At 71.5% G+C, this 26,228-nt stretch carries 21 protein-coding genes; 8 read left to right on the top strand and 13 right to left on the bottom strand.

The window, feature by feature from the left end; all coding sequences use genetic code 11:
- The first annotated feature begins 221 nt into the window (after positions 1 to 221).
- The gene (locus ABZ441_RS06035; protein ID WP_358968922.1) at positions 222 to 1,271 is read left to right on the top strand and encodes a ferritin-like protein; all 1,050 of its coding nucleotides are present in this window, start codon (positions 222 to 224) and stop codon (positions 1,269 to 1,271) included.
- Positions 1,272 to 1,319: 48 nt separating this feature from the next.
- On the opposite strand, the gene ABZ441_RS06040 is transcribed toward ABZ441_RS06035, so the two are convergent.
- Both ABZ441_RS06040 and ABZ441_RS06045 read right to left on the bottom strand, forming a co-directional pair.
- Positions 1,320 to 2,255 carry a hypothetical protein gene (locus tag ABZ441_RS06040; protein WP_358968924.1) on the bottom strand — a complete coding sequence of 312 codons (936 nt, stop codon included), beginning with the start codon at positions 2,253 to 2,255 and terminating at the stop codon, positions 1,320 to 1,322.
- 58 nt (positions 2,256 to 2,313) lie between these two features.
- Positions 2,314 to 2,973: a hypothetical protein gene (locus ABZ441_RS06045; RefSeq protein ID WP_358968926.1), complete on the bottom strand. Its 660-nt coding sequence runs from the start codon at positions 2,971 to 2,973 to the stop codon at positions 2,314 to 2,316.
- Positions 2,974 to 3,301: 328 nt separating this feature from the next.
- Here ABZ441_RS06045 and ABZ441_RS06050 point away from each other — a divergent pair, with 328 nt between their 5' ends.
- The gene (locus ABZ441_RS06050; RefSeq protein WP_358968928.1) at positions 3,302 to 4,693 is read left to right on the top strand and encodes a solute carrier family 23 protein; all 1,392 of its coding nucleotides are present in this window, start codon (positions 3,302 to 3,304) and stop codon (positions 4,691 to 4,693) included.
- 159 nt (positions 4,694 to 4,852) lie between these two features.
- On the opposite strand, the gene ABZ441_RS06055 is transcribed toward ABZ441_RS06050, so the two are convergent.
- From ABZ441_RS06055 to ABZ441_RS06075, 5 genes are all read right to left on the bottom strand, one after another.
- Positions 4,853 to 6,544 carry an NAD(P)/FAD-dependent oxidoreductase gene (locus ABZ441_RS06055; protein WP_358968930.1) on the bottom strand — a complete coding sequence of 564 codons (1,692 nt, stop codon included), beginning with the start codon at positions 6,542 to 6,544 and terminating at the stop codon, positions 4,853 to 4,855.
- A gap of 46 nt (positions 6,545 to 6,590) precedes the next feature.
- The gene (locus ABZ441_RS06060; RefSeq protein ID WP_358968932.1) at positions 6,591 to 7,388 is read right to left on the bottom strand and encodes a carbon-nitrogen hydrolase family protein; all 798 of its coding nucleotides are present in this window, start codon (positions 7,386 to 7,388) and stop codon (positions 6,591 to 6,593) included.
- A 313-nt stretch (positions 7,389 to 7,701) separates the two neighbouring features.
- Positions 7,702 to 8,157 (bottom strand): Lrp/AsnC family transcriptional regulator, encoded by a 456-nt coding sequence (locus ABZ441_RS06065; RefSeq protein WP_205021971.1) that lies wholly within the window; start codon positions 8,155 to 8,157, stop codon positions 7,702 to 7,704.
- A 115-nt stretch (positions 8,158 to 8,272) separates the two neighbouring features.
- Entirely contained in the window at positions 8,273 to 9,733 is a 1,461-nt protein-coding gene (locus tag ABZ441_RS06070; RefSeq protein ID WP_358968935.1) for an aldehyde dehydrogenase family protein, read from the bottom strand.
- 213 nt (positions 9,734 to 9,946) lie between these two features.
- The gene (locus tag ABZ441_RS06075; protein ID WP_205021969.1) at positions 9,947 to 11,413 is read right to left on the bottom strand and encodes a GuaB1 family IMP dehydrogenase-related protein; all 1,467 of its coding nucleotides are present in this window, start codon (positions 11,411 to 11,413) and stop codon (positions 9,947 to 9,949) included.
- Positions 11,414 to 11,706: 293 nt separating this feature from the next.
- Here ABZ441_RS06075 and ABZ441_RS06080 point away from each other — a divergent pair, with 293 nt between their 5' ends.
- Positions 11,707 to 12,765 carry a terpene cyclase gene (locus ABZ441_RS06080; RefSeq protein WP_358968937.1) on the top strand — a complete coding sequence of 353 codons (1,059 nt, stop codon included), beginning with the start codon at positions 11,707 to 11,709 and terminating at the stop codon, positions 12,763 to 12,765.
- Positions 12,766 to 12,863: 98 nt separating this feature from the next.
- Here the strand turns inward: ABZ441_RS06080 and ABZ441_RS06085 are convergent, their stop codons facing one another.
- Positions 12,864 to 13,850, bottom strand: coding sequence for a sugar-binding domain-containing protein (locus tag ABZ441_RS06085; RefSeq protein WP_358969217.1), 987 nt, complete (start codon positions 13,848 to 13,850; stop codon positions 12,864 to 12,866).
- Between the two features lie 138 nt (positions 13,851 to 13,988).
- On the bottom strand, positions 13,989 to 14,672 hold the full coding sequence (gene rpe / locus ABZ441_RS06090; protein WP_358968939.1) for a ribulose-phosphate 3-epimerase: 684 nt from the start codon (positions 14,670 to 14,672) through the stop codon (positions 13,989 to 13,991).
- 673 nt (positions 14,673 to 15,345) lie between these two features.
- Here rpe and ABZ441_RS06095 point away from each other — a divergent pair.
- The 4 genes from ABZ441_RS06095 (at position 15,346) to ABZ441_RS06110 (ending at position 19,223) form a co-directional block, all read left to right on the top strand.
- Positions 15,346 to 16,230: an ABC transporter permease gene (locus tag ABZ441_RS06095; protein ID WP_358968941.1), complete on the top strand. Its 885-nt coding sequence runs from the start codon at positions 15,346 to 15,348 to the stop codon at positions 16,228 to 16,230.
- Positions 16,231 to 16,314: 84 nt separating this feature from the next.
- On the top strand, positions 16,315 to 17,370 hold the full coding sequence (locus ABZ441_RS06100; RefSeq protein WP_358968943.1) for an ABC transporter substrate-binding protein: 1,056 nt from the start codon (positions 16,315 to 16,317) through the stop codon (positions 17,368 to 17,370).
- The gene (locus tag ABZ441_RS06105) at positions 17,354 to 18,223 is read left to right on the top strand and encodes an ABC transporter ATP-binding protein (protein ID WP_358968945.1); all 870 of its coding nucleotides are present in this window, start codon (positions 17,354 to 17,356) and stop codon (positions 18,221 to 18,223) included. Before ABZ441_RS06100 ends, ABZ441_RS06105 begins: the two co-directional genes overlap by 17 nt.
- Positions 18,224 to 18,287: 64 nt before the next feature.
- Positions 18,288 to 19,223, top strand: coding sequence for a TauD/TfdA family dioxygenase (locus ABZ441_RS06110; RefSeq protein ID WP_358968947.1), 936 nt, complete (start codon positions 18,288 to 18,290; stop codon positions 19,221 to 19,223).
- A gap of 38 nt (positions 19,224 to 19,261) precedes the next feature.
- Here ABZ441_RS06110 and ABZ441_RS06115 read toward each other — a convergent pair whose 3' ends face one another.
- Together ABZ441_RS06115 and fmt are read right to left on the bottom strand one after the other, a co-directional pair.
- Positions 19,262 to 20,695: a transcription antitermination factor NusB gene (locus tag ABZ441_RS06115; protein ID WP_358968949.1), complete on the bottom strand. Its 1,434-nt coding sequence runs from the start codon at positions 20,693 to 20,695 to the stop codon at positions 19,262 to 19,264.
- Between the two features lie 90 nt (positions 20,696 to 20,785).
- Positions 20,786 to 21,718, bottom strand: coding sequence for a methionyl-tRNA formyltransferase (fmt, locus tag ABZ441_RS06120; protein WP_358968951.1), 933 nt, complete (start codon positions 21,716 to 21,718; stop codon positions 20,786 to 20,788).
- Between the two features lie 248 nt (positions 21,719 to 21,966).
- On the opposite strand from fmt, the gene ABZ441_RS06125 reads away from it, so the two are divergent.
- Positions 21,967 to 22,476 (top strand): hypothetical protein, encoded by a 510-nt coding sequence (locus ABZ441_RS06125; protein ID WP_358968953.1) that lies wholly within the window; start codon positions 21,967 to 21,969, stop codon positions 22,474 to 22,476.
- Positions 22,477 to 22,541: 65 nt separating this feature from the next.
- Here ABZ441_RS06125 and ABZ441_RS06130 read toward each other — a convergent pair whose 3' ends face one another.
- Together ABZ441_RS06130 and metK are read right to left on the bottom strand one after the other, a co-directional pair.
- Positions 22,542 to 24,686: a primosomal protein N' gene (locus ABZ441_RS06130; protein WP_358968955.1), complete on the bottom strand. Its 2,145-nt coding sequence runs from the start codon at positions 24,684 to 24,686 to the stop codon at positions 22,542 to 22,544.
- Positions 24,687 to 24,815: 129 nt separating this feature from the next.
- A complete protein-coding gene (gene metK / locus ABZ441_RS06135) occupies positions 24,816 to 26,024 on the bottom strand; it encodes a methionine adenosyltransferase (RefSeq protein WP_205021961.1) in 1,209 nt (402 codons plus the stop codon).
- Positions 26,025 to 26,228: the final 204 nt, after the last annotated feature.

The following is a 26,228-nucleotide window of genomic DNA, read 5'->3' on the forward strand; positions in this document are numbered from 1 at the left end:
GTCCACGGCGGCACGGCGTTCGTCCACCGGCCCGGCCACCGCACTCCCCCGAGAACGCGTTTCCCGTCGCGCCGGCACAAGGTGCGACGGATATCCATCGGCGATTCACTGGAATGGAGGCCTGCCTCACGCACGGCACGAAGGCGGGCTCGAGCCTTCGAACGCCGACCCCGAGCCGTCGCCCGTGACGGCACCGGCGGAGATGAGGAAGGGGCCTGCCCGTGACCACGCTTCCCGGCTACCACAGCAACAGGATCTCCGAGCTGATGGACGCGCCTGCCGGCCACCGCGACGCCGACTGGCTGAAGGAATCGCTCCAGCAGGCCCTGATGCTCGAACTCGCCACCTTGCCGCCCTACTTGTGTGCGATGTGGTCGATCGACGACCAGGACCACGACGCGGCCGCCGCTGTCCGGCGGATCGTCTTCGACGAGATGAGCCATCTGGGCCTCGTGGGGAATCTGCTCACCACCGTCGGCGGCGAGCCCCGACTCGCGGACGCCAGGACCGTGCCCACCTACCCGGGACCGCTGCCCGGCGGTGTACGCCCGGGCCTGACGGTGTACCTGAGCGGGTTCTCGAAGGATTCACTCGACCTCTACTCCCGCATCGAGGCACCCGACGACCCGGTGGCGGAGGGGCAAAAACACACCTCGATCGGCGCCTTCTACTCCGCGATACTGGCCGCGTTCCGCGACAGCCCGGAGCTGATCACGGGACATCATCAGCTGACCCGGAACATGTCCCACCACGGGCAGGGCAACGACCTCGTCGCCGTCGCCTCCCTCGCCGACGTCGAGAAGGTCGTCGCCGTCATCAAGGAACAGGGTGAGGGCACCTCCGCGTCGCCGGAGAACCCGCACCCCGGCGAGAGCGGTGAGCTGGCCCACTTCTACGTCTTCCGCGAGCTCTTCCACGGCCGCCGGCTGGTGAGGACCGCCCGGAACCCGGACCGCTGGGAGTTCACCGGCGACAAGATCGCGATGCCGTCGGCCCGCCCGATGGGGACCGTCCCCGCAGGCGGCTGGGGGGCGGTGGATCCGGAGACCGCGGAGCCGCGCGAGGCCGGCAACCGCGCGTACAGCGAGATGCTCCGCTTCCTCGAAGCGGCCTGGCAGGCCGATCTGCCTGCCAGGGCCAAGGAACTGCTGACCAAGGCCGTCGGCCGGATGCGCTTCCTCGAGGGACCGGCACGGACTCTGATGGAACGTCCGCTGCCCGACGGAAGCGGACGTACCTACGGCCCCGAGTTCCGCTACACCCCCGCGTGAACCGCGTGAACTCCGCTGCGGTGCCCATGCGGGCGAGAGCGGCTCCACTCAGCCGAAGACCCACATCCTGGTCACCACGCCCTGCAGCAGGGACTGCACCGCCGCCCCGCCGATTCCGGTGGACCGGTCGCTGAACACCCAGATGCCCGCGTTGAAGGTGTACCCGCGGCCCGGCTGGATCGTGAACTGGAGTTCCGGCCCGGCCATCAGGACCGGGCCCTGACCTCCGGACGAGGATTCGCCCGCACTGATCCTCGCGCGCCACAGTTTGCGGCTGGCGGCGGCCAGCAGCCGTCCGTCCTCGAACACGGTGAGCTCGAATCCACCTTCGGACGTCGCGTTGCTGCCCACTCCGACCGCCTTCATCACATGGCTGAAGCGGCCGGGGTTGAGGACGGCGTGGGGGAACCTCTGCCCCGGGGTGTCGGACCTGAGGAACACCCCGAAACCGGCGTGCGCGTTGACGAAGCCGGACGCCCCGCCGGCCACCAGCCCCGACCGGGCGTCCAGACCGACGCCTCCGGTGCTCCGGTCCAGGATCCGGCTGAACGGCGGGTGGCCGTTCCCGTCGTGCCAGGCCCAGCTGAAGTCGTACGGCGGGACGAACCCGAGGGAGCGCAGCTCCGCACCGTGCGGTCTCATGGGCGCGGTGTCGAAGGCCGAGGCGGACACACCGCCGTCGCCGAGTGTGGCGGCCGCGTCGGGGCGCACGAGTTCCCGGGAGCGCAGGCGCTCGAGTGCCCTGACCGCCGAGGGATCGCCTTCGATCAGCTTCACGAGGGGTGCGTCCAGTGGAGCCGTCAGCTCCGCCACTTCGGCTTCCGAGGCCCGCTCACGCGCGACCGCCGAGGCGGACCGCTCGACGAGCGCGGCGACGGAACGCTCCGCGTTCTCCCGATCGGCCGGGGCCGCGTCGTCGCGGATGGAGATCTGAAGATCCATCGACGACGCGTCCGGGCGCGCGTACTTCTCCGTGTCGGTCATCTCGCCCTTCCCTCTCTTCCGGCATGTGCGACTGACGGGCTCCCGCCCGGATCCCCGCTCACGAGCCGTAGCGGGCAGCGAGACTCACCTGGGTGTCGGCCCCGGCGCCGTTCAGCGTCCACTGGATGTAGTGGTTGCCGCCTGTGACGTCCACCGACAGCCAGTGCCCCGGCAGAACGACGCCTTCCCAGAACTCGATCCAGAGGCAGGTGGGTCCGCCGATACAGAAAGGCGTGGTGCACGCGCATTTCCAGTAGTACGAAGTGAACTTCGCGTTGACAGATCCTTCGCTGCCCACCATGCAGATTCCGGTGCCGTTGCCCAGCTTCCATTTGGACGTCGCGATGGCCCAGTCCCAGCCCTGGACACAGCTCTGCGCGCCGTTGCAGAAGGTCTGCTTGAACCAGGCCTGCTCGCCGGCGTCCCTCGTCACGACCTGGCGGCCTTCTCCCGCGCGGTCCTGACCGGCCTCGGGCGGCTTGCCCCCCTGCTCCTGCGTGATCGGGGTGTCCGCCATCACGCGGCCGGACTGAATGACTCCTGTCATTCCCGGTTCGAATTCAACGAACTGGAATCCGCGCCCCTCTCCCAGCGAGAAGGTGGCGTGGACCGTCGTGGGCGCTGCCTGCGGCAGCCTCTTCGGCGGTGATTGTTCGGAATGCTTCTCCATCGTCGATATCCCTTCGCCCGGCGCGACTTGCGCCGATTCGAATATCACACGGGCACTCCGGACGGTCCTGCCGAAAAATTCGTGGAGGTATCCGTGCGGGCCTCCCGGTGACCGTGCGCGCAGCCGGTCGGCGAGCCGTTTCCCCCTTCCCGCCCCGACGGGACGCGGGACACACACCGCGGCATCTCTGTGGACCGCCGCTGACCCGTCGGAGCGATACCGGCCCGCGGCCCGGCGCGCGGGCGGCCGGACCGTCCGGTTCCGCCTGTGCCGGGGCCGAGCGCGAGGTCACGGCGCCGCGGCACTACCATGGCTCTGATCTTTTCCGCGGGTGGACCCCCAGGGCGCACCGCTACACACCGATCAGGGAGCGACCATGGGCCTCGGCGTGCGCTGGACCTTGCACGGCGACGGGAAGACCCCCGCACCGGGGGCCGTGGTGCGCCCCGACGAGCGCCTCTCCTGGCCGCGTACGTTCGGTCTCGGCGCCCAGCACGTGGTGGCCATGTTCGGTGCGTCCTTCGTGGCACCCGTCCTGATGGGCCTCGACCCGAACCTCGCCATCATGATGTCCGGCGTCGCCACTGCCATCTTCCTGCTGGCGACGAAGGGCAGGGTGCCGAGCTACCTGGGGTGCTCCCTCTCCTTCGTGGGGGTGGCCGCCACGATCCGGGCCAGTGGCGGCAGCAGTGCCACGGTCACGGGTGCGGTCCTGGTGGTCGGTGCCGTGCTGTTCCTGGTGGGGCTCGTGGTGCAGCGGTTCGGCGCGCGGATCATCCACGCGGCCATGCCTCCCGTGGTGACCGGGGCCGTCGTGATGCTCATCGGATTCAACCTGGCACCCGTCACCGCCTCGACGTACTGGCCGCAGGACCAGTGGACGGCCCTGCTGGTGATGCTCTTCACCGGGCTGGCGGTCGTCTGCCTGCGCGGCTTCTTCTCCCGTATCGCCATCTTCCTCGGGCTCGTCTTCGGTTATGTCCTGTCCTGGGTGCTCGACCTGGTCTTCGGGAAGATCCACTCCCCGGCCGGCGGCGCCGAGGCGGTCGACCACTGGCGGCTGGACCTGTCGGCCGTGGCGGACGCGGACTGGATCGGCCTGCCGTCCTTCCACGCGCCGAGCTTCGAATGGTCGGCCGTCCTGGTCGCCCTGCCCGTCGTCATCGCCCTGATCGCCGAGAACGCCGGGCATGTGAAGGCCGTCGGAGAGATGACCGGTGACTCGCTCGACGACAAGCTGGGCACCGCCATCGCCGCGGACGGCGCCGCCTCGATGCTGTCCACGGCCGTCGGTGGCCCGCCCAACACCACCTACTCCGAGAACATCGGCGTGATGGCCGCGACCCGGGTCTACTCCACCGCCGCCTACTGGGCCGCCGCCTGCTTCGCGCTGCTCTTCGGCCTCTGCCCGAAGTTCGGTGCGGTCGTCGCCGCGATCCCCGGCGGAGTGCTCGGCGGCATCACCGTCATCCTGTACGGCATGATCGGCCTGCTGGGCGCCCAGATCTGGCTGAACGCCAAGGTCGACCTGCGCAACCCCCTCAATCTCGTACCGGCCGCCGCGGGCATCATCATCGGGATCGGCGGGGTCAGCCTCAAGATCACCGACAACTTCGAGCTGAGCGGAATCGCGCTCGGCACGCTCGTGGTGATCACCGGCTACCACGCGCTGCGGGCGTTCGCCCCCGCACACCTCAAGACCCAGGAGCCCCTGCTGGACTCGGGCACGTCCCAGTACGACGAGAAGCCCCCGGCCGGCACCTCCTGAGCACGCCGGGCAGGGGCCGGACGGCCCTACCGCTCGGCCCGTGGCCAGCTCGTTGGCGTAGTCCGGGGTGAACGATACGGCCGCCCCTGCAGCCGTCGGACTCCCCCGGCAGCCACACCCGGAGGTACGCGTCGCTCCCTGACGACGCTCCGCCGTTCCTCAGCCCTCGGGCAGCTCGACCGGCGCGATCTCGTCGAAGACGTCGCCCGGCCCGGGGTTCGTCGGATCGGTGGACCCGCCGAACTGCGCCATCACGCCCCATACGGCGTTCAGCGCGGTCTGGACGGCGCCCTCGGCCCAGCCCGCCGTCCAGGAGATGTCGTCGCCCGCGAGGAACAGACTCCGCTTGTCGGCGGGCAGCCGGTCCTGCATGAAGTGGGTGAACAGACGTCGCTGGTAGCGGTAGTGGCCGGGCAGGTTGGCCTTGAAGGCGCCCATGAAGTACGGCTCGTTCTCCCAGGAGACGGTGACCGGGTTCCCGATGACGTGCTTGCGGATGTCGACGCCCGGATAGATCTCGCCGAGTGACTTGAGCATGACGTCCATGCGCTCCTTCGGGGAGAGCGGCAGCCACTTCAGACTGTCGTCGCACCAGGTGTAGGAGAGGCAGATGACGGCCGGCTTGTCAGGCCCGTCGTCCAGGAGGTACGTCCCCCGGGTCATCCGGTCGGTGAGGGTCATGGACATCGTGTCGCGGCCGGTGCTCTCGTCCTTGTCCAGCCAGAACGGCCGGTCGACCGGCACGAACAGCTTGGACGACTCCATGTAGTGGGTGCGCTCCATCGCCGTCCAGTGGTCGATCGGGAAGAGCGCGTCGTCGCAGGCGATCTTGGAGAGGAGCAGCCAGGACTGACCGGTGAAGACCGCGGCACGGTAGGTGCGGATGTCGCCGGTGGCGTCGGTGACGGTGATCCGGTTCCCGGCGGTGCGGTCGAGCCTCGTCACGGCGGTGCGCGGCTGCCCGTCGTGCAGGGAGGACAGCGACGTGCCGGCCGGCCAGTGCACGAGCTTCCGTGGCTCGCGCTCCCACAGGCGCAGCGGCAGCTGCTGGCTGCCGCCGACGATGCCCCTGTGGTGGTCGTCGGCCTCGGTGTAGACGACGCGGAGGATCTCCAGGATCGAGTTGGGGAAGTCGGTGTCCCAGCCGCCCGTGCCGAAGCCGACCTGCCCGAAGATCTCGCGGTGCCGGAAGGAGGCGAAGGCCTCGGAGCCGCAGAGGAAGCCGTAGAAGGTCTGGTCGTCGAGCTTCTCCACGAGCTTCGCCCAGATCTCGCGGATGCGCGGTACGTCGCGCTCGCGCATCGCGTGGTTCATGTCGGAGAAGTCGGCGCCCTCCTCCAGGCAGGAGTTCCAGGCGTCCATCACCTCGCGGTACACCTGGGGCAGGTCGTCGATGGTCCGCGCGTAGTGGGACTCACCCTTGAGGTCGACGACGGTCGACGGGGTGGCCGGGGAGAGGGGGTTGGGGAACGGCTTCGTCTCCAGGCCCACCAGGTCGATGTAGTGCTGCAGAGCCGTGGACGACGGCGGGAAGCGCATCGCGCCCATCTCGGCGGTCAGCGAGGGGTCGCAGCCGTCGAAGCCGACGGTGCGCAGCCGGCCCCCGATCCGGTCCGCCTCGTAGACGACGGGCTTCAGGCCCATCTTCATGAGTTCGTACGCGGTGATGATCCCGGAGAGCCCACCGCCGATGACGGCGATCTCGCTGCCGTGCTCGGTCGCCGGTATCTGCCCGATGCCCGCCGGGTGGGCGAGGAAGTCGTCGTAGGCGTAGGGGAAGTCCGGCCCGAACATGGTGATCGGCGGCTGCGCGTCGGTGTGCTGGACGGCGTTGGGCACCGTGGACGTCATGGGGTACGGACTCCTTGCGGGGTAAGCGCGGAACGGGCAGGGGTGCTCAGACCAGGGAGCGGTACAGGCGCGGGACGCGGTCCTGGAGATACGGGTTGGCGGCGCGTGACCCGGCGAGCAGCCCGGGGTCCACCTCGCCGAGGACGAGTTCCTCACCGCGTCCGGCGCGGGCGCGGACCGTGCCGTCGGGGCCCGCCAGGCAGCTCAGCCCGGTGAAGTCGAACTCGCCTTCCTCGCCTGCCCTGTTGACGTACGCGATGTAGAGCTGGCTTTCGAAGGCGCGGACCGGCACGACGGCTTCGGCGACGAACGGGAAGGGGTGCATCAGCGCGGTCGGGACCAGGAGCAGTTCGGTCCCGGCCAGGGCGTGCGCGCGTACGTTCTCCGGGAACTCGACGTCGTAGCAGATCAGCAGCCCGACCCGTACGCCGTCCAGGTCGGCCTGCACCACGGGGTCCTCGCCGGGGGTGAACCACTGTTCCTCGAAGCTGCCGAAGAGGTGGGTCTTGCGGTAGTTGGCGAGCGGCGCCCCGGCGGGGCCGATGAGCTGCGCCGCGTTGAAGACCGCTTCACCGGCCCGCTCCGGGTATCCGTAGTGGACGGCGAGGCCGTGGCGTACGCAGATGTCGGCAACCGCCTGGGCGGCCTGCCCGTCCGCGGGTTCGGCCAGCTCGGGGACCGCGTCACCGATGGCGTATCCGGTGAGGAACAGCTCCGGGCAGACCAGCAGGCGAGCGCCCGCGGCGGCGGCCCGCTCGGCGGCCTCGTCGAGCGCGGCGAGGTTGGCGTCCACGGAGCCGACTCGTCCGGAGCTCTGGAGCAGGGCGGTGCGCAGCGGCGGCATGACTGACCTCGGGCGGGACGGGCGGGGTGGGGAGACCTCTTGAAGGTACGGGGCCGGGATCACGGCCGACAAGGCGCGATTGTTGCGCGTCCACCGTCGATCCGTTGCGCGTGGAGCGGCCCGACCGGCGATTTGTTGCGCACGGCGACTTCGCAGGTCGGAGGAGTGATTTCGGTCTCGCGGGACGGTCGCGGGCGCCCGGTCTCGCGGAGGGCCCCCGACCGGTCCACCGGGACGGGCCGGCCCCGCCCCGGACCGCCGTCGGCCGCCCGGCATCGGCCTTCCCGGCGCCGGCCGGTCATGACGCCGGTCGTCAGGCGGGCGGCCCCGACGAGTACCGCCTCAGCAGCGGGGAAAGTACGAGGACCGACTTCGTCCGCTCGACGTAGGGCTCACCGGCGATGCGCTCCAGCACCTGCTCGAAGTGCCGCATGTCGGCGGCGAAGACCTGGACGATCGCGTCGGCGTCGCCTGTCACCGTGGACGCGGACGCGACCTCCGGGTACGCCGACAGGCCCCGCTTGATCGCTTCGGGGGCGGTGTTGCGGCTGCAGTAGATCTCGATGAACCCCTCGGTCTCCCAGCCGAGCGCCGCCGGGTCGACCCGCACGGTGAAGCCCGTGATGGCGCCTTCGGCGCGCAGCCTGTCCACCCGGCGCTTGACCGCGGGTGCGGAGAGGCCGATGAGGGCACCGATGTCCGCGTAGGAGCGACGGGCGTCCTCGGCGAGGGCGTGGACGATGCGTTCGTCGAGGTCGTTAAGGCGCACGTCGGGCGGATCACTTTTCTGCGGCGGAGGGCTTCGGGGGGGCGGCTCGGGGCCGCCCCCCGAAGTAGACCACGCGCGCCCGGCGCGGGGCGCGCCCACCGCGGGGGCCGACCGGTCAGAAGGGGAACCGCGAGCGGCCGTGCTGGACCGAGATCCACTTCTGGGTGGTGAAGGCCTCGAGCATCGACTCGCCGTTCAGCCGCCCGAGGCCTGAGTTCTTCTCCCCTCCGAAGGGGACGATGGGCTCGTCGTGGACCGTGCCGTCGTTGATGTGGATCATGCCGGTGCGGATTCGCTGTCCCACCCGTACGCCGCGCTCGACGTTGCCGGTGTGGACCGCGCCGCTCAGACCGTACGGGGTGTCGTTGGCGATGCGTACGGCCTCGTCCTCCCCGTCGAAGGGGACGAGCAGGGCCACCGGCCCGAATATCTCCTGCCGCAGTACGGGCGAGTCGGCGGCTATGCCCGTCAGCACCGACGGGCTCACCACGTTGCCCTCGGCCCGGCCGTGCAGCAGTGCCGTGGCACCCGCCTCCACGGTCTCGTCGACGAGCTTGGACACCGCGTCGGCCTGCGAGGAACTGATCAGCGGGCCGATGTGGGTGGTGGGGTCGGCCGGGTCGCCGACACGCAGGGAGGCGACCTTCGCGACGAACTTCTCGGTGAACTCCTTCTCCACCGAGCGGTCCACCAGGATGCGGTTGGCGGCCATGCAGACCTGGCCCTGGTGGATGTAGCGGCTGAAGACGGCCGCGTCGACGGCGTAGTCCACGTCGGCGTCGTCCAGGACGATCAGCGCACTGTTGCCACCGAGTTCGAGTACCGCGCGCTTGAGGTTGGCCGCGCAGACCGTCGCGACGTGGCGGCCGATCCTGTCCGACCCCGTGAAGGAGATGACCTGCGGCACGGGGTGCTCCAGCAGGCTGTCGCCGATCTCCGCGATGTCGGTGACCACGACGTTCAGCAGTCCGGCGGGCAGCCCCGCCTCCTCGAACACCTTGGCGATCAGGGTGCCACCGCAGACCGGGGTGTTCTGGTGCGGCTTGAGGACCACGGCGTTGCCGAGGGCGAGGGCGGGCGCGACCGACTTGAGCGACAGCAGGAAGGGGAAGTTGAAGGGACTGATGACACCCACGACGCCGACGGGCAGCCGGTAGACACGGTTCTCCTTGCCCTCGGTCGGCGAGGGGAGTATCTGCCCCGTGGACCGCAGCGTCAGCTGGACCGCCTCGCGCAGGAACTCCTTGGCCAGGTGCAGTTCGAAGCCCGCCTTCAGCCGGGTTCCGCCGAGCTCCGCGACGATCGCCTCGCTGATCTCCGCCTCGCGCTCCTCGACGACCCGCAGCGCCTTCTCCAGCACCGTCCGCCTGGCGTAGGGGTTGGTGTCCGCCCATTCCGGCTGGGCCCGCTCGGCCGCCCGGTATGCCTGGTCGACCTCGTCGGCCGTCGCGACGGTGATCGAGGCGAGCTTCTCCCCGCTGTACGGGTTGAAGTCGATGATGTCCCAGGACCCCTTACCCGGCCTCCACTCGCCGTCGATGTACTGCTGGGCCAGGTCGGTGAAGTAGGAAGTCATGAGATCCCTTACCGCAGAGGGGCGGGCAGCTGATTCCGGCTCATATTACTTATCCTTCAACCATGTTGAGGGCGAGTCGGGAGTGCTCGCGTCGATGACGCGTCCGGGAGCGGTCAGCCGTCCACGCACGCGGTCGCGCACACGAAAGGTGCTCCTCCCCGGCGCGAACGCCGGGGAGGAGCACCTCTGTTGCGGGCCGCGGGCCCCGCGGTCTCAGTTCCAGCTGGCGTGCAGCGGCTTGCCCTCCGCGTAGCCGGCGGCGCTCTGCACGCCCACGATCGCCTTCTCGGCGAACTCCTCGAGCGAGGAAGCTCCCGCGTAGGTGCAGGAGGAGCGGACACCCGCGATGATCGAGTCGATCAGGTCCTCCACGCCGGGGCGGGTGGGGTCGAGGAACATCCGCGAGGTGGAGATGCCCTCCTCGAACAGACCCTTGCGGGCACGGTCGTAGGCGGACTCCTCCGAGGTGCGGTTCTTGACCGCGCGCGCCGAGGCCATCCCGAACGACTCCTTGTAGTACCGACCGTCGGCGGACTGCTGGAGGTCGCCGGGCGACTCGTACGTGCCGGCGAACCAGGAGCCGATCATGACGTTGGACGCGCCCGCGGCGAGCGCCATCGCCACATCGCGCGGGTGGCGGACGCCCCCGTCCGCCCAGACGTGCTTGCCGTGCTTCTTCGCCTCGGCGGCGCACTCCAGCACGGCCGAGAACTGCGGCCGTCCGACGCCGGTCATCATCCGGGTGGTGCACATCGCGCCGGGGCCCACACCGACCTTGATGATGTCGGCGCCGGCCTCGATCAGGTCGCGCACACCCTCGGCGGCCACGACGTTGCCCGCGACGATCGGCACGTCCGGGTCGAGTGCCCGGACGGCGGCGACGGCGCTGATCATGGATTCCTGGTGGCCGTGCGCGGTGTCCACGACGAGGGTGTCCACGCCCGCGTCGAGAAGCTGCTTGGCCTTGCCCGCCACATCGCCGTTGATACCGACGGCCGCCGCGATCCGCAGCTTGCCGTCCGCGTCCGTGGCGGGGGTGTAGAGCGTCGCACGCAGCGCGGCCTTGCGGGTGAGGATGCCGACGAGCCGGCCCTCCGCGTCGACTGCCGGAGCGAGCTTGCGGTTCGCGCCGTCGAGCTTGGTGAAGGCCTCGCGCGGATCGATCCCGGCGTCCAGCACGACCAGGTCCTTGGACATGACCTCGGACAGCTGGGTGAAGCGGTCCACGCCGGCCAGGTCGTGGTCGGTGACGACTCCGACGGGCCGGTACCCGGCGTCCACGACGACGCCGGCCCCGTGGGCCCGCTTGTGCAGGAGGGACAGAGCGTCGGCGACGGTCTGGCCGGGGGCCAGCACGATCGGTGTGTCGAGGACGAGGTGACGCGTCTTGACCCAGCCGATGACCTCGGTGACGACCTCGATAGGGATGTCCTGGGGGATCACGACCAGGCCGCCGCGACGGGCGATGGTTTCAGCCATCCGGCGGCCCGCGATGGCGGTCATGTTGGCGACCACGAGCGGAATGGTGGTGCCGCTGCCGTCCGGCGAGGAGAGATCCACGGCCTGCCGGGACCCGACCGCGGAACGGCCGGGGACCATGAAGACATCGTCGTACGTGAGGTCGTAGGGGACCGAGGGAGAGGCCGTGTAGCGACCGGTGCCGGGCTCGAGAAAACGCATAACACCCATTTTTTCATACGAAACGGTGCAGGTCGTTTCCACGAAGACACAGCAATGAGCCCCCGCGTTCGTCCGTTCCTCCAAGGAGGCTGCCCGGGGGCCGGGCAAGTGGAACCTGCCTTACCCATGGACCCTACCCGAACAGGATTCGCCCCTTCGTGATCACGATCCCTGGACCGGGTGACGAGGGGTCAGGTAGCTTCAAACCCGCAGGTCCTCGCGGCAGGCGCGACGCCGCCCACGAGCCCGGAACACCTGTCACGCGTTCGGCCGGAGAGGATGGGGATCCGCCTGTGGAAAGCGAACTGCCTGACATCTACTGCCCGTTCACCCAGCGGAGCAATCCGCACGTGGAGCACACCCGTGAGCACCTCGGAGCGTGGACCCGGCGCACCGGCCTGATCCATCGGGAATCAGCCAGGCAGCGCTTCCAGCAGGCCGACTTCGCCGCCTTCGTGGGCATGGTCCACCCGACGGCGAACAGCGAGCACCTGGACCTGGCCGCCGACTGGTTCGTCTGGCTCTTCCTCGTCGACGACCAGCTGGACGACGGGCACCTGGGCCGCAGCCCCGACCGTGTGCGTGACGTGGTGGAGCGGATGCGCTCCGTGGTCGGGAGCGCGGCGCCGGCGCCCGGCCCCCGGCCGGAGGCGGACGCCCCCGCCGCGCTCGTCGCCCTGGCGGACCTGTGGGAACGTACGATTCCGCGGGCCTCCCCCCACTGGCGCGCCCGTTTCACCTGGCATCTCACGACGTATCTGACGACCGCCACCGGCTGGGAGGCGGGAAACCGCGCCGCGGGGGTCGTGCCGTCCGAGGCGACGTACATAGCAAAGCGCCGGCACACCGGGGCGATCCACGTGTGCATGGACCTCATAGAGATCGTGGCCGGCGTGGAGGCGCCCGAATCGGTGCACAACGACGCCCGGTTCATCACGGCGCTGGAGGCGTCCTGCAACGTCGTCTGCTGGGCGAACGACGTCTACTCCTACGAGAAGGAGCAGGTTCTGGGCGAGATCCACAATCTCGTCCACCTGGTCCGTCATCACCGCGGCTACGGGAAGCACCAGGCGCTCGAACACGTCTGCGCGGAGATAGCCACCGAGACGAAGCGCTTCCTGACCGCTGAGGCCGAGCTGCTCGGTCTGTACCCGGAGCTGGCGGGGCTGCTCGTGCCCTATCTCGACGGGATGCGGAGCTGGATGCGCGGAAATCTCGACTGGTCGCGGCAGACCCCTCGCTACAACCCGGCGGACGTCGGTCAGTACGCGGAACCCGGGGCCTATCTGGAGGAGTCCGTTCTCGGCGTGGTCGCGGGCAACGCGGGACTGCACGCGGGCGACGTGCGCTGAAACCGGGTACGACGGAGGCCGGGCACCTGTACGGACTGCGGTGCCCGGCCTCCGTCGTGATCGGCGTCAGCCCTGGTCGGCGTCTCTCCTGACCGGGCTCACACGTCCGGGTCGGCCCGCTCCAGAGCGGGCCGCTGTCCCGCCGCGGACTCCGTCAGGAGGTAGTCGGCCGCGGCCGTGTCCGTGACGAGGCTGGTGACCAGCCCCGAGCGCAGCACCGCGCCGATCGCCGCCGCCTTGCGCTGCCCTCCGGCGATGGCCACCACCTCGGGGATCCGGCGCAGCCGGTCGGCCTCCACCGTGATGCACCGCTCGCCGAGATCGCGCCCGACCCGGCGCCCGTTCGTGTCGAAGAGGTGGGCGGACATCTCGGCGGCCACGCCGAGCGAGGCGTAGTGGGCGCGCTCCTCGTCCGAGAGCATGTCGTGGACCGTGGAGATGCCGGGCTCCCAGGATCCGATGGAGACCGCGGCGACCGTCACCTTGTCGAAGTACTCGAAGGCGCGGGCGATCCCCGTCTGATGACGCAGCGCGGCTGCCGTCGCCGGATCGGGCAGCAGCATCGGGGCGTAGATCGGGTGCGCCTCGCCGCCGGACACCTGGGCTGCGCGGCGGACGGCCTCGACGGAGCCGCGCTCGGCCGTCCCCGCGTCGTAGACACCGGTCAGCTGCACGACGGTGCACGGGGGCAGCCGGTCGAGGGCCGCCGCCATGTGGATGGTGGAGCGGCCCCAGGCCAGCCCCAGCACGTCCCCCTCGTTCACCAGCTCGCCGAGCAGCTCGGCCGCCACCTCGCCCAGGTTCTCCGGATCGGCGGCGTCGTCCTGCTCCTCCGCCGGGGATTCGACCACGACGGCGTGCCGCAGACCGTAGCGGGCCCGGAGCGCGTCCGAGCGCTCCGCGTCCAGCTCCGCCGGTACCCGGATCTCGATCCTCACGAGATCACGTTCGAGGGCCGTCTCCAGAACCCGGGCCACCTTGAAGCGGCTGACGCCGAACTCCTCGGCGATCTGGATCTTCGACTTTCCCTCGAGGTAGAACCGGCGGGCCATGGCCGCCGCCTGGACCAGCTCCGCGGGTCCCATCCGCATGGCTGACCGACCCGCCGAGATGCCAGACACCGCGATCTCCTCACTGCTGTTCACACTCTCGATTCGCCTTCATCCTGTCAGATCAGGCGATCCTTGATCAGGCCCCTCGGGCCGCGTTCATCAGGACTTGGTTCAGTGGCCGCACGCCCAGGGTGCGGAAGCGGTCACCGCGTCCGCCTGCGCGCGCAGGGCCCGCACCGCCTCGGCCGGGTCCTCGGCCCCGTACACCGCGGAGCCCGCGACGAACACGTCGGCGCCGGCCTCGGCGCATCGCTCGATGGTGGTGGCGGAGACCCCGCCGTCGACCTGCAGCCACAGCTCGAGACCGTGCTTCGAGATCAGCTCACGGGTGCGGCGGATCTTCGGCAGCATGATGTCGAGGAACGCCTGACCGCCGAAGCCCGGCTCCACCGTCATGATCAGCAGCATGTCGAGCTCGGGGAGGAGGTCCTCGTACGGCTCGATGGGCGTCGCCGGCTTGAGGGCCATGGAGGCGCGGGCGCCCTTCGCCCTGATCTCCCTCGCCAGCCGGACGGGCGCTGCCGCGGCCTCCGCGTGGAAGGTGACCGAACCCGCACCGGCCTCGACGTACCGGGGCGCCCAGCGGTCCGCGTCCTCGATCATGAGGTGGCAGTCCAGCGGGGTGCCGGTCGCCTTGCTCAGCGCCTCCACGATCGGCACGCCGAGCGTCAGGTTCGGCACGAAATGGTTGTCCATGACATCGACATGGAGCCAGTCGGCGCCTTCCACCGCCTTCGCCTCCTCGGCGAGTCGGGCGAAGTCGGCGGACAGGATGCTGGGGTTGATCTGGGCCATGCACCCAAGCCTGCCATGCTCGGAGCCACTTCCTTGACCCGGTGCGCTCCAAAGCCTCACGGGATCATTACGGTTCGCTCGATCCCCGGTCTTTTCTCCCCCGCCGTTCCGTTCGCGGAGACCCGGCCGCCCCCGCGGGCTCCACCGGTGCGGGCACACCGCCGCCGGTCCCACCGGCCTTGATCCGCCGCCGCCTCCGGCCCGCCGAGGAGCGGCGCGACGGCCGACGGGTGACGTGCGGTCCCGATGGGCCCGCTCCGGTCCGTACCAGGGCGCGGACAGCCCCTGGTGCCCGTAGTGAGGCTGTGTTAGAAACTCCCCGTGACCAGCGACCAGTTCCTGAAGGAGCGCCTCAGCATCGATCTCTGCCGTGTGACCAGCTGCTCCTGTTGAGCCTGGCCCGGCAGCGCTGAGCGCTACCAGAACTGTGCGGCGTCGTCCGCCCGCCCTCCGGCCGCCCCTCGGGTGAGCCGGCGGTCTCCCCCGGAATCCTGTCCGCGAGCCCGGACCGGACGCTTGCCGTCCGCGTACGTCGCACCGGCCACTCACGTTCTGCGGGACCCTCCTCCCCGTTGCCCGCGAGCGCTGTCGTCCGCGCTCCGCACCCCCTTGCCCGGCCCTGTCCGCCCTTCCGGCGGCCCCGGGGCCCCGGCACCTCCCGACGGAGTCCGCCATGACCACACCCACGACCACGGCAGAACGGCTGCCCGGCCCGGCGCTCTCCGGTGAGCCCGCCCCGCCGTCCCCTCCACGCAGCCGCTCGCCGGAGAGGACCGCGCGGCTGCGCAGGGTGGGGCTGCGGCTGCTGGCGCCGGCCGTGCTGCTCGCCCTGTGGCAGCTCGTCACCGCCCTGCGGTTGTGGTCGCCGCTGCTGGTACCGCCGCCGGCGGCCGTCTGGGACGCGCTCCTCGAGACGTCCGGCACCCATGACGGGGTGCGTGGCTATCAGGGCCACACCCTGATCGAGCATCTGGGCATCAGCCTGCGCCGGATCGCGATCGGTGCGGGCGCCGGTGTCCTGGCCGGGCTGGTGGCCGGCGTGCTGATGGGCACGCTGCCGTGGGTGCGGGTGGTGTTCGAACCGGCGGTGGCCTTCCTCCGTACCCTGCCGCCGCTCGCCTACTTCAGCCTGCTGATCATCTGGTTCGGCATCGACGAGGCGCCCAAACTGTGGCTGCTGGCGATCGCCGCCATGCCGCCCGTGGCCGTGGCCACCGCGTCCGCCGTCGCCTCCGCGCCCGCCTCGCTGGTCGAGGCCGCGCGTGCCATCGGAGCACGCCGCTCCCAGGTGGTGGCCTCCGTCGTCCTGCCGTCCGCGCTGCCGGAGATCCTGGTCGGCGTACGGCTGGCGTTCGGGATCGCCTACTCCTCGGTGGTCGCCGCCGAAACCGTCAACGGACTGCCCGGCATCGGCGGCATGATCCGCGACGCCCAGCGCTACAACCAGTCCGACGTGGTCGTCCTCGGACTCTTCGCGATCGGCCTCTCGGGCCTGCTGATCGACGCCCTGCTGCGGGGCGCCGAGAACCGGCTCGCGCCCTGGCGCCGGCTGTCGTGACCCTCCGGCCCTGAGCCCAGCGCTCCGTCTCCCCCTCTTCTCGTGCCGCACTCCCCCTCGGATCAACGAACGAAGGACTACGCCATGCCCGGAACACGCGGTCCGCACCGCACCTCCCTGCTCGTCGCGGCTCTGGGAGCACTCGTCGTCGTCACCGCCTGCGGTACCGGTGGTGGCGGAGCCGGTGACGACCGGGGCGACGCCAGGACGATCAGGATCGGCTACCAGGCCTTCCCCAGCGGCGACCTGATCGTGAAGGAGAAGGGCTGGCTGGAGAAGGCCCTGCCGGACCACACGATCAAGTGGATCAAGTTCGACTCCGGCGCGACCATCAACACCGCCTTCGTCGCGGGGGCGGTCGATCTGGCCGCGATCGGCTCCAGCCCGGTGGCACGCGGTCTGTCCGAGCCGCTGAACATCCCCTATCAGGTCACCTGGGTGCTGGACGTAGCCGGTGACAACGAGGCGTTGGTGGCCCGTGACGGCTCCGGCATCAAGGAGGTCAAGGACCTCGCCGGCCGCAAGGTCGCCACCCCCTTCAGCTCCACCTCGCACTACAGCCTGCTCGCCGCGCTCGAGAAGTCGGGCGTGGACGCGTCGGAGGTCGATCTGCTCGACCTCGAACCACAGGACATCGTCGCGGCCTGGTCGCGTGGGGACATCGACGCGGCGTACGTCTGGCTGCCCACGCTCGACGAGCTCGGGAAGACCGGCACGACCGTGGTCTCCAGCCGGGAGCTGGCCGCGTCCGGCAGGCCAACCCTCGACCTGGGGGTGGCGTCGACGGCCGTCATCGAGAAACAGCCCGAGGTCATCAGCGCCTGGCGCAAGGCCCAGGCACGGGCGCTGGACCTGATCCATGACGACCCGTCGGCCGCCTCCGAGGCCGTCGGCAAGCAGCTCGGGGTCAGTCCCCGGGACGCGGCCGCCCAGCTGAAGCAGGGCATCTTCCTCAAGCCGGCCGAACAGGCCGACGACAAGTGGCTGGGCCGCCCGGGCCAGGTCGGCGGCCTGGCACGGAATCTGAGGAGCGCCGCGGAGTTCCTGGCCGGACAGAAGCAGATCCCGGCCGCACCGGAGCTCTCGGAGCTGGAGAAGGCCGTGTACGTGGAAGGGCTCAGCGATGCAGTCTCCCGATGACCTTCGATCCGATGCCCGACCCGATGCCCGGGGCGACGCCCGGGCTGCCGCGCCGGTCGAGGACCGGGCCGGAACGGCAGCCGTCCCGTACGCCGTGGCCGTACGTGAGGTGACCCACCGCTACGGTCGCGGCGCGGATGCCGTGACGGCGCTCGGACCTCTGTCGCTCGACATCCCGGCGGGCGAGTTCCTGGTGCTCGTGGGCCCGTCCGGAAGCGGGAAGAGCACCTTGCTGCGACTGATCGCCGGCTTCGAGCACGCCTCCTCCGGCGACGTCACCGTGCATGGCGGGACACCGGAGCCGGGGCGCCAGGCGGGAGTCGTCTTCCAGCAGCCGAGGCTGTTCCCCTGGCGCACGGTCGGGGAGAACATCTCCCTCGCGCTGCGCTACGCGGGAGTCCCCGGGGCGGAACGCCCGGCGCGCGTGGAGGAGCTGCTGGAGCGGGTCGGGCTGGCCGGCACCGCACGGCGCAGGACCTGGCAGATCTCGGGGGGCCAGCAGCAGCGGGTGGCCATCGCCCGTGCGTTGGCCGGCGGCAGGGACCTGCTGCTGCTCGACGAGCCGTTCGCCGCCCTGGACGCGCTCACCCGTGAGCGGCTCCAGGAGGATCTGCGCACCGTCAGCTCCAGGACGGGGATCACCTCGGTCTTCGTCACGCACAGCGTGGACGAGGCCGTATTTCTCGGAACCCGCGCGGTGGTTCTGGGCGCCGGTCCGGGTACCGTCGCACTGGACGTCCCAATTCCCCTGCCCCGTACCGGGAATGACGACCCGGACGGGCTGCGGGGGCTGCCCGAGTACGCCGCGTTGCGCGCCGAGATCGGATCGGCGGTACGCGACGCCGCCCGCTGAACCGACCGAGGCCGCCCGCCCCTTGCGAGTGGCCCGCGCACACCCCACGCAGACAGGAGCCCCCATGTCCCTCACCGCGTCCATCGGTTCCGCCCCCGCGCTACGCGTCTCCCGGCTGCCTCCGGACGGGCTGTACGAAGGCCCCCGCGAGCTGCGCAGGCTGGCGCCGGGACAGCCCGACCGGCCTTACACACTGTTCGACGTGGCTCCGCTCGGTGCGCTCATCGGGGCCGGGATCAGTGGTGTGGACCTGACCCGTCCGCTCACGCCCGCCGTACGCGAGGAGCTCGACCGGGCGCTGCTGGAGTGGAAGGTGCTCTTCTTCCGAGGACAGCACCCCAGCTCGGCCGAACAGCGTGCCTTCGCCCGCAACTGGGGCGAGCTGGAGACCAATCCGCTGCTGGCCGCGGGGGACGATCCGCAGGTGGCGCGCTTCGACCGCTCGTCCACGCCGAGCTTCGAGAACGTCTGGCACACCGATGTGACGTTCCGGGAGCGGCCCGCTCTCGGTGCGGTCCTCCACCTGCGCGAAGTGCCTCCGTACGGTGGCGACACGATGTGGGCCGACATGGCTGCCGCGTACGACAACCTTGCGCCGGAGGTGAAGGAGCGTCTCGAGGGCGCGCGTGCGGTGCACGACTTCGTACCGGGTTTCGCACGGTTCACCCAGCGGGAGCGGCTGGTCCAGTTCCAGGACCGCTTCCCGCCGGTCGAGCACCCGGTGGTGCGGACGCATCCCGCGACGGGCCGCCGGATGCTCTTCGTCAACACCTCGTTCACGACCCGGATCGTGGGCTGGGACCGGGAGGAGAGCGACAGGATGCTGCGCCTGCTCTTCCAGCAGGCGCATGTGCCCGAGTTCCAGGTGCGCTTCACCTGGCGCGCGGGCGATGTCGCGTTCTGGGACAACCGGGCGACGCAGCACTACGCGGTGAACGACTACGCTCCGCACCGCAGGGTGGCCGAGCGTGTCGCCGTCGCGGGCGACCGTCCGTACTGACGGCCGCCCCCGCCGGCGACTCGGGCTGCGCCGCCGGGTCAGCCCGTGCGGCGCAGCAGGGCGAGGTACATCGCGTCCGTTCCGTGGAGATGCGGCCACAGCTGTACGTCCGGGCCGTCGCCCAGCGCGGGCACACCCGGGAGCAGCGGCCGGGCGTCGATCCACTCCGCCTCTGGGGCGGCTCCACCGCGTCCCTTGAGCACGTCCTCGACGACGACCCTGGTCTCCGCGAGGTGCGGCGAGCAGGTCGCGTAGCCGACGACCCCGCCGATGCGTACGGCCTTCAACGCCTCACGCAGCAGACCGCGTTGCAGGGGTGCGAAGCTCTCCAGGTCCTCCGCGCGGCGCCGCCAGCGCGCCTCCGGACGCCTGCGCAGCGCGCCCAGGCCGGAGCAGGGCACGTCCATGAGGACCCGGTCGAAGGAGCCGGGCTGCCACGGCGGCCGGGTCCCGTCGGCGGTGATCACCTGGTACGGCCCCGGGTTGCCGGCCAGCGCCCGCTCGACGAGCCGGGCGCGGTGTGGCTGCTTCTCCGCGGCGAGCAGGGTCGCGCCGCGTCCGGCGGCGAGCGCGGCGAGCAGCGCGGCCTTGCCGCCGGGACCCGCGCAGCCGTCGAGCCACCGGGTGTCCTCGCCCTCGACCGGCGCGGCGGCCAGGGCGGCGGCGACGAGCTGGCTGCCCTCGTCCTGCACACCGGCGCTGCCGTCCCGCACGGCGGCCAGGGCACCGGGCTCGCCGCCCTCGGCCATCCGCACGGCGTACGGCGACCAGCGGCCGGGAAGACCGCTCTCCTCGCCGAGGGCGTCGAGCAGTTCCCCGGGGGTGGAGCGGCCCGGGCGTGCGACGAGCGTCACCTCGGGGCGTTCGTTGTCGGCCTCCAGGAGGTCCTCGATGCCCGCGCGCCCTCCGCCCAGGGCGTCCCAGAGGGCCGAGACGACCCAGCGTGGGTGCGAGTGGACGACGGAGAGGTGTTCCTCCGCGTCCTCGTCGTACGCGGGGGCGACGCGCTCCACCCATCCGTCGAGGTCGTGCGCGGAGACCTTGCGCAGCACCGCGTTGACGAACTTGGCGCGGCCCTCGCCCAGCACCACCCGTGCCAGCTCCACGCTGGCCGACACCGCCGCGTGCGTCGGGATGCGGGTGCCGAGCAGTTGGTGGACACCCATGTTGAGCACGTCGAGCACCGGTGGGTCGACCTCGCGCAGCGGCCGGTCGATGCAGGCGGCGACGATCGCGTCGTAGGTGCCCTGACGGCGGAGGGTCCCGTAGACCAGCTCGGTCGCCAGCGCCGCGTCCCTGCCGTCGAAGTCGCCCTTGGCGCGTGCCTTCTTCAGCAGCGGCGGGAGGACGAGGTTGGCGTAGGCGTCGCGCTCGTCGACGGCCCTGAGCACCTCGAAGGCGAGGAAGCGGACCGGGTCCTTCTGAGGACGGCGGTGCGGCTTGGCGGGACGGCGACGCTGCTGGTCGTTCACGTGAAAGGTGCTCCGCTGATGGTGAGGGGGCGAACCCGTCCAGCGTACGTCGCGCGGCACGGCCCCGGTCCCGGGGCCGTGTGCGCGGCCTCAGAGGCCGAGCAGCTCCCCGTGGACGATGCGCACGCCGCGGGCCCAGTCGGCGGCCCTCATCCGCTTCTTGCCCTGGGGCTGGACCCAGAGCAGCTCGACGGCGTGCGAGCCGGTGCCCGCGTACACGTTGTTCTTGCCCACGGCCAGCTCGCCTGGGGCCAGATCGGTCCGGTCCAGGACGGGCACGGCCTGGACCAGCTTGAGGCGCTCACCGCGGAAGAGGGTCCACGCGCCCGGGGCGGGGGTGCAGCCGCGCACCACACGGTCGACCCGCAGGGCGGGCGCGGACCACTGCACCTGGGCGTCCTCGACAGTGATCTTGGGCGCGAGGGTGACGCCCTCGGCGGGCTGCTGGACGGCGTGCAGGGTGCCGTCCTCGATGCCGTCCATGGTCGCCGCGAGCAGTCCGGCACCGGCGAAGGCGAGCCGGGTGAGCAGGTCACCGCTGGTGTCGGTGGGCCGGACCTCCTCGGTGAGGACGCCGTACACCGGTCCGGAGTCCAGCCCCTCCTCGATCAGGAAGGTCGACGCGCCGGTGACCTCGTCCCCGGCCATCACCGCGTGCTGCACGGGCGCGGCCCCACGCCAGGCGGGCAGCAGCGAGAAGTGCAGGTTGACCCAGCCCCGCGCGGGGACCGCGAGCGCCACCTTGGGCAGCAGTGCGCCGTACGCGACGACGGGGCAGCAGTCCGGCGCGATCTCCCGCAGCCGCGCCAGGAACTCCTCGTCGCGCGGCCGGGCGGGCTTGAGCACCTCGATGCCGGCCTCCTCGGCACGCTCGGCCACGGGACTGGCGATCAGCCGGCGTCCGCGCCCGGCAGGTGCGTCGGGGCGGGTCACCACGGCGGCCACCTCGTGGCGGTCGGAGGCGATCAGGGCGTCCAGAGCGGGAACGGCGACCTCGGGGGTGCCTGCGAAGACGAGCTTCATGGGTGGCGGACTGCCTCTCGGGCCGGTACGTACGTGGCGAGCAGCACACCAGTCTAGGGGGTGGCCCACACGGCCGGGGCACGGCGAACGGGGGCGCACGCACGCTCGCGCGCCCCCGCGTACGTGCGCGTACGCCCCCCGTTGCGTGACCAGATGGCCAGGTGACGCGTTGGTCAAGTGAAATTGACCGAAGTGGACCGCCCCACGCGGTCCGGATCCCTGTCAACGCCGGTTCGAGAGGCTTGTTCATGGCCGACCACGCAACCCACGACGCTCAAGCGCGCGCCAGTCTGCACCTGTTGGTGCGGGACATCGAGCGGGTCAGGCGGCAGGTGGACGCGCTGCGTACCCTCACTGCGCAGCTGGGCAACGTCTACCGTCCGCGCCGCTCCGGCCCGTCCGCGGGTTTCGTCGTCTACGGCAGGGCTCCGGCCCCGACGGTACGGCTCGCCCAGGAACTGCGGGACAGCGTGGAGACGCTGGTGACCGCGGCGGTGGACTTCGACCGCTCGCTGGGCTTCTCGTGGGACGCGGTGGGCTCCGCCCTCGGGGTCACCAAGCAGGCGGTGCACCGCCGTTACGGCGCACGCCGCTCCACCCCGCAGCCGGGGACGGAGGCCGCTCCGGAGAACGCCGGCCGTGCGGTGCCCGCCGAGCCGAGCTCCTCCCCCGCGCTTCCCGCCGTGCCCGCGGCCCGGTCCATGCCGCCGCAGCCGTCGGAGCGCCCCGGCGCCTTCCCCGGCCCGCGCAACGGCTGACGCCGAGGGCGGGACCGCCGGGCCGCGTGAGCCCACGCTGACGCGGGGCGCCCGCGCGGGTCGTATCAGCCGATGTCCGGCGGATCGACCCTGATCCGTACGGGATCCCCGGTGCCCCTGGCCGTGCGCGCGGCCTGCGCCGCCTTCAGCGCGGCAGCGAGGGCCGCTCCCCGCCCGGGCGGGACCCTGACCAGCGCCCGCTCCCAGCTCTCCCCGGCCGGTGCGTCCCCCTGTCTGCGGGGCCGGCCGGGAGCGCCTCCCGGCGCCGGAACGGGGCCGAGGACCTCCGCCTCGGGCGGGAGCTCCGCACCGGCGAGGAAGGCGGCCACCGCCTCCGGGGGGCCGGTCACCGAAGCCATCCGGGACACCGGCGGGAAACCGAGCTCCGCGCGTTCCGCGAGCTCACGGCGGGCGTGGCCGACCGGGTCCCAGCGGACCAGGGCCTGCACGGGCCGCAGCGTCGGCTCGGCCACGATCACCACCGTGCCGCCCTCGGGCTGCCCCCGCACCAGCGCCGCGGCGGCCGTCCAGCGCCGCAGCGCCTCCTCGCCCGCCCGCAGGTCGGGGCGGCCGACCATCGCCCAGCCGTCCAGCAGCAACGCCGCCGCGTAGCCTCCCTCGGCCACGGGTTCGGCCCCGGGGGTGCTGACGACGAGCGCGGGCTGGTCGGGCACGGAGTCCAGCACGTGGTCCCGGCCCGACGTCCGCACGGGGACGGCGGGAAACGCCCGGCCCAGCTCCTCGGCGGTACGGCGGGCGCCGACGATCCGGGCCCGCAGCCGCACCCCGCCGCAGGCCGCGCAGCTCCAGGCCGTCTCGGCCCTGCCGCACCACGCGCAGTTGAGATCCCGCTGGTCCGGCGCCTCCAGCGGCCCCGCGCAGTGCCGGCACCGGGCGGGCTCCCGGCAGCGCTCGCAGGCCAGCCTCGGTGCGTAACCCCGGCGCGGCACCTGGACGAGCACCGGCCCGCTGCGCAGGCCGTCCCGCACGGTCTGCCAGGCGAGGCTGGGCAGGCGCGCCGAGCGGGCGGCCCCGTCCCGGGCGAGCTCCCCGTCTCCGACGGTGCGTACGAGGGGTGCCGCGGTACGCAGCTGTTCGCGGTCCGCGCGCAGGGGCAGGGCCCAGCCGTTCTCGACGAGCTGGGCGGCTTCCACCGTGCAGTTCGTCCCGCCGAGCAGGAACGCGCACCGGCCGTGCGCCGCACGCAGCTCCAGGACCTCCCTGACGTGTGGGAAGGGGGCGTTGTCGTCGCTGTGGCTGGAGTCCCCGTCGTCCCAGAGGGCCACCAGGCCGAGGTCGGCGACCGGGGCGAACATCGCGGCCCTCGTCCCGACCACCGCGCGCACGGAACCGCGACGGACCGCCAGCCACTGCCGGTAGCGCTTCTCCGGTCCGGAGTCGGCGGTCAGCAGCGCGTGGCGCCCCTCCCCCAGCACCGCGGTGAGCGCGGCGTCGATCCGCCCCGCGCTGCGTCCGTCCGGTACGACGACGAGCGCGCCGCGGCCGGACGCCAGGGTCGCGGCCATGGCCCGGGCGATCTCCTCGGGCCAGTGCGGTCCGGGCAGCGCGGTCCACACGGCACGGGGCGCCCCGCCCTCCGCCAGCGCCCGCAGGAATCCGGGGCCCTGGGCATACCGCTCCCAGGTCCCGGGCGACGGTGCGGGCGGCGGCGGCAGGGGTGCGGGCGACGGCTTGCCCTCGGCGCGGCCGTTCCTCGGCGGCACCGCGAGCTGCAGCACGTCCGCGAGGCTCCCGGCGTAACGGTCGGCCACGGCACGCGAGAGCTCCAGCAGCTCCGGGCCGAGGACGGGCTCGGGTGACACGACGTAGGCGAGTGCCGCCAGGGCTCCCTGGTAGTCCGACGACGCCCGCCGCTCGATCAGGAAACCGTCGATCAGCCCGCCGCCCTCGCGCCGGCCGCCGCGGACCTGGCGCCCTCCGGCCCCGAACCGCACCCGGACCCGGACACCGGGCTGCGCCTCCGCGTCGAGCTCCTCGGGGACGGCGTAGTCGAAGTACTGGTCGAGGTGGAGCGCGCCCTTGTTCACCAGGACGCGGGCCACCGGCAGCTCCCCGGCGAGCGCGGCGCCCCGCCAGGTCCTCGGTTTGGCGCGCGGCACCTTGGCCCGGCGCACCGTCTCCCGGATGAGCGCAAGCTGCTCCGGCGCCCCGGACCCGGGCTCCTCGGACCGCTCGTCGTCGCTGCTCACAGCCACCTTCCTACCAGACACCACTGACACGCCCCGGCCTCCTCGGGCACCGGCCCGCCGGGCCGCACGCACCGGGGCCCGGACACCTCGTGCGGTGTCCGGGCCCCGGTGTGAAGGACTGCCGGTGTGCTACAGCCCCGCCGCCTCGCGGAGCGCGTCCACGCGGTCGGTGCGCTCCCAGGTGAAGTCGGGGAGCTCGCGGCCGAAGTGGCCGTACGCCGCGGTCTGGGCGTAGATCGGGCGGAGCAGGTCGAGGTCGCGGATGATCGCGGCCGGGCGGAGGTCGAAGACCTCGCCGATGGCGTGCTCGATCTTCTCCGTGTCCACCGCGGCCGTGCCGAAGGTCTCGACGAACAGGCCCACCGGCTCGGCCTTGCCGATCGCGTAGGCGACCTGGACCTCGCAGCGGGCGGCGAGCCCGGCCGCGACGACGTTCTTCGCGACCCAGCGCATGGCGTAGGCGGCCGAGCGGTCGACCTTGGACGGGTCCTTGCCGGAGAAGGCGCCGCCGCCGTGACGGGCCATGCCGCCGTAGGTGTCGATGATGATCTTGCGGCCGGTGAGGCCCGCGTCGCCCATCGGGCCGCCGATCTCGAAGCGGCCGGTCGGGTTCACCAGCAGGCGGTAGCCCTCGGTGTCCAGCTTGATGCCGTCCTCGATGAGCTGGTTGAGGACGTGCTCGACGACGAACTCGCGGATGTCGGGCGCGAGCAGCGAGTCCAGGTCGATGTCGGAGGCGTGCTGCGAGGAGACCACGACCGTGTCGAGGCGGACGGCCTTGTCGCCGTCGTACTCGATGGTGACCTGGGTCTTCCCGTCCGGGCGCAGGTACGGGATGGTGCCGTTCTTGCGAACCTCGGACAGCCGGCGGGAGAGCCGGTGCGCCAGGTAGATCGGCAGCGGCATCAGCTCGGGCGTCTCGTCGCAGGCGTAGCCGAACATCAGCCCCTGGTCGCCCGCGCCCTGCTTGTCGAGCTCGTCCTCGTCGCCCTCGACCCGCTTCTCGTACGCGGTGTCGACGCCCTGGGCGATGTCGGGGGACTGCGCCCCGATGGACACCGAGACTCCGCAGGAGGCTCCGTCGAAGCCCTTCTTGGAGGAGTCGTAGCCGATCTCCAGCACCTTGTTGCGCACGAGGTTGGGGATGTCGGCGTAGGCCTTGGTCGTGACCTCACCCGCGACATGCACCAGACCAGTGGTGATCAGGGTCTCGACGGCGACGCGCGAGGAGGGGTCCTCACGCAGGAGCGCGTCGAGAATCGTGTCGCTGATCTGGTCAGCGATCTTGTCGGGGTGGCCCTCGGTGACAGACTCCGAGGTGAAGAGACGGCGGGACACATCGCTCCCTGGGGTTGCAGCGGCTGCTGGCTGATCATTGATGGAACTCCGGGAGCTGCGCCCGGCACATTCCGTCGACCAGTTTATCGGTCAGTTCCGGTGATTGGGTCACGTGTCTCGCTCCTTGGGAGGTCTGTGACCTGCGGCACTGTTGACGGCAGTACGACAATCCCCCCATTTCCGGTAGCGAGACATGGCCGGTCG

Source organism: Streptomyces sp. NPDC005752 (assembly GCF_040630715.1).
GTDB lineage: Bacteria > Actinomycetota > Actinomycetes > Streptomycetales > Streptomycetaceae > Streptomyces.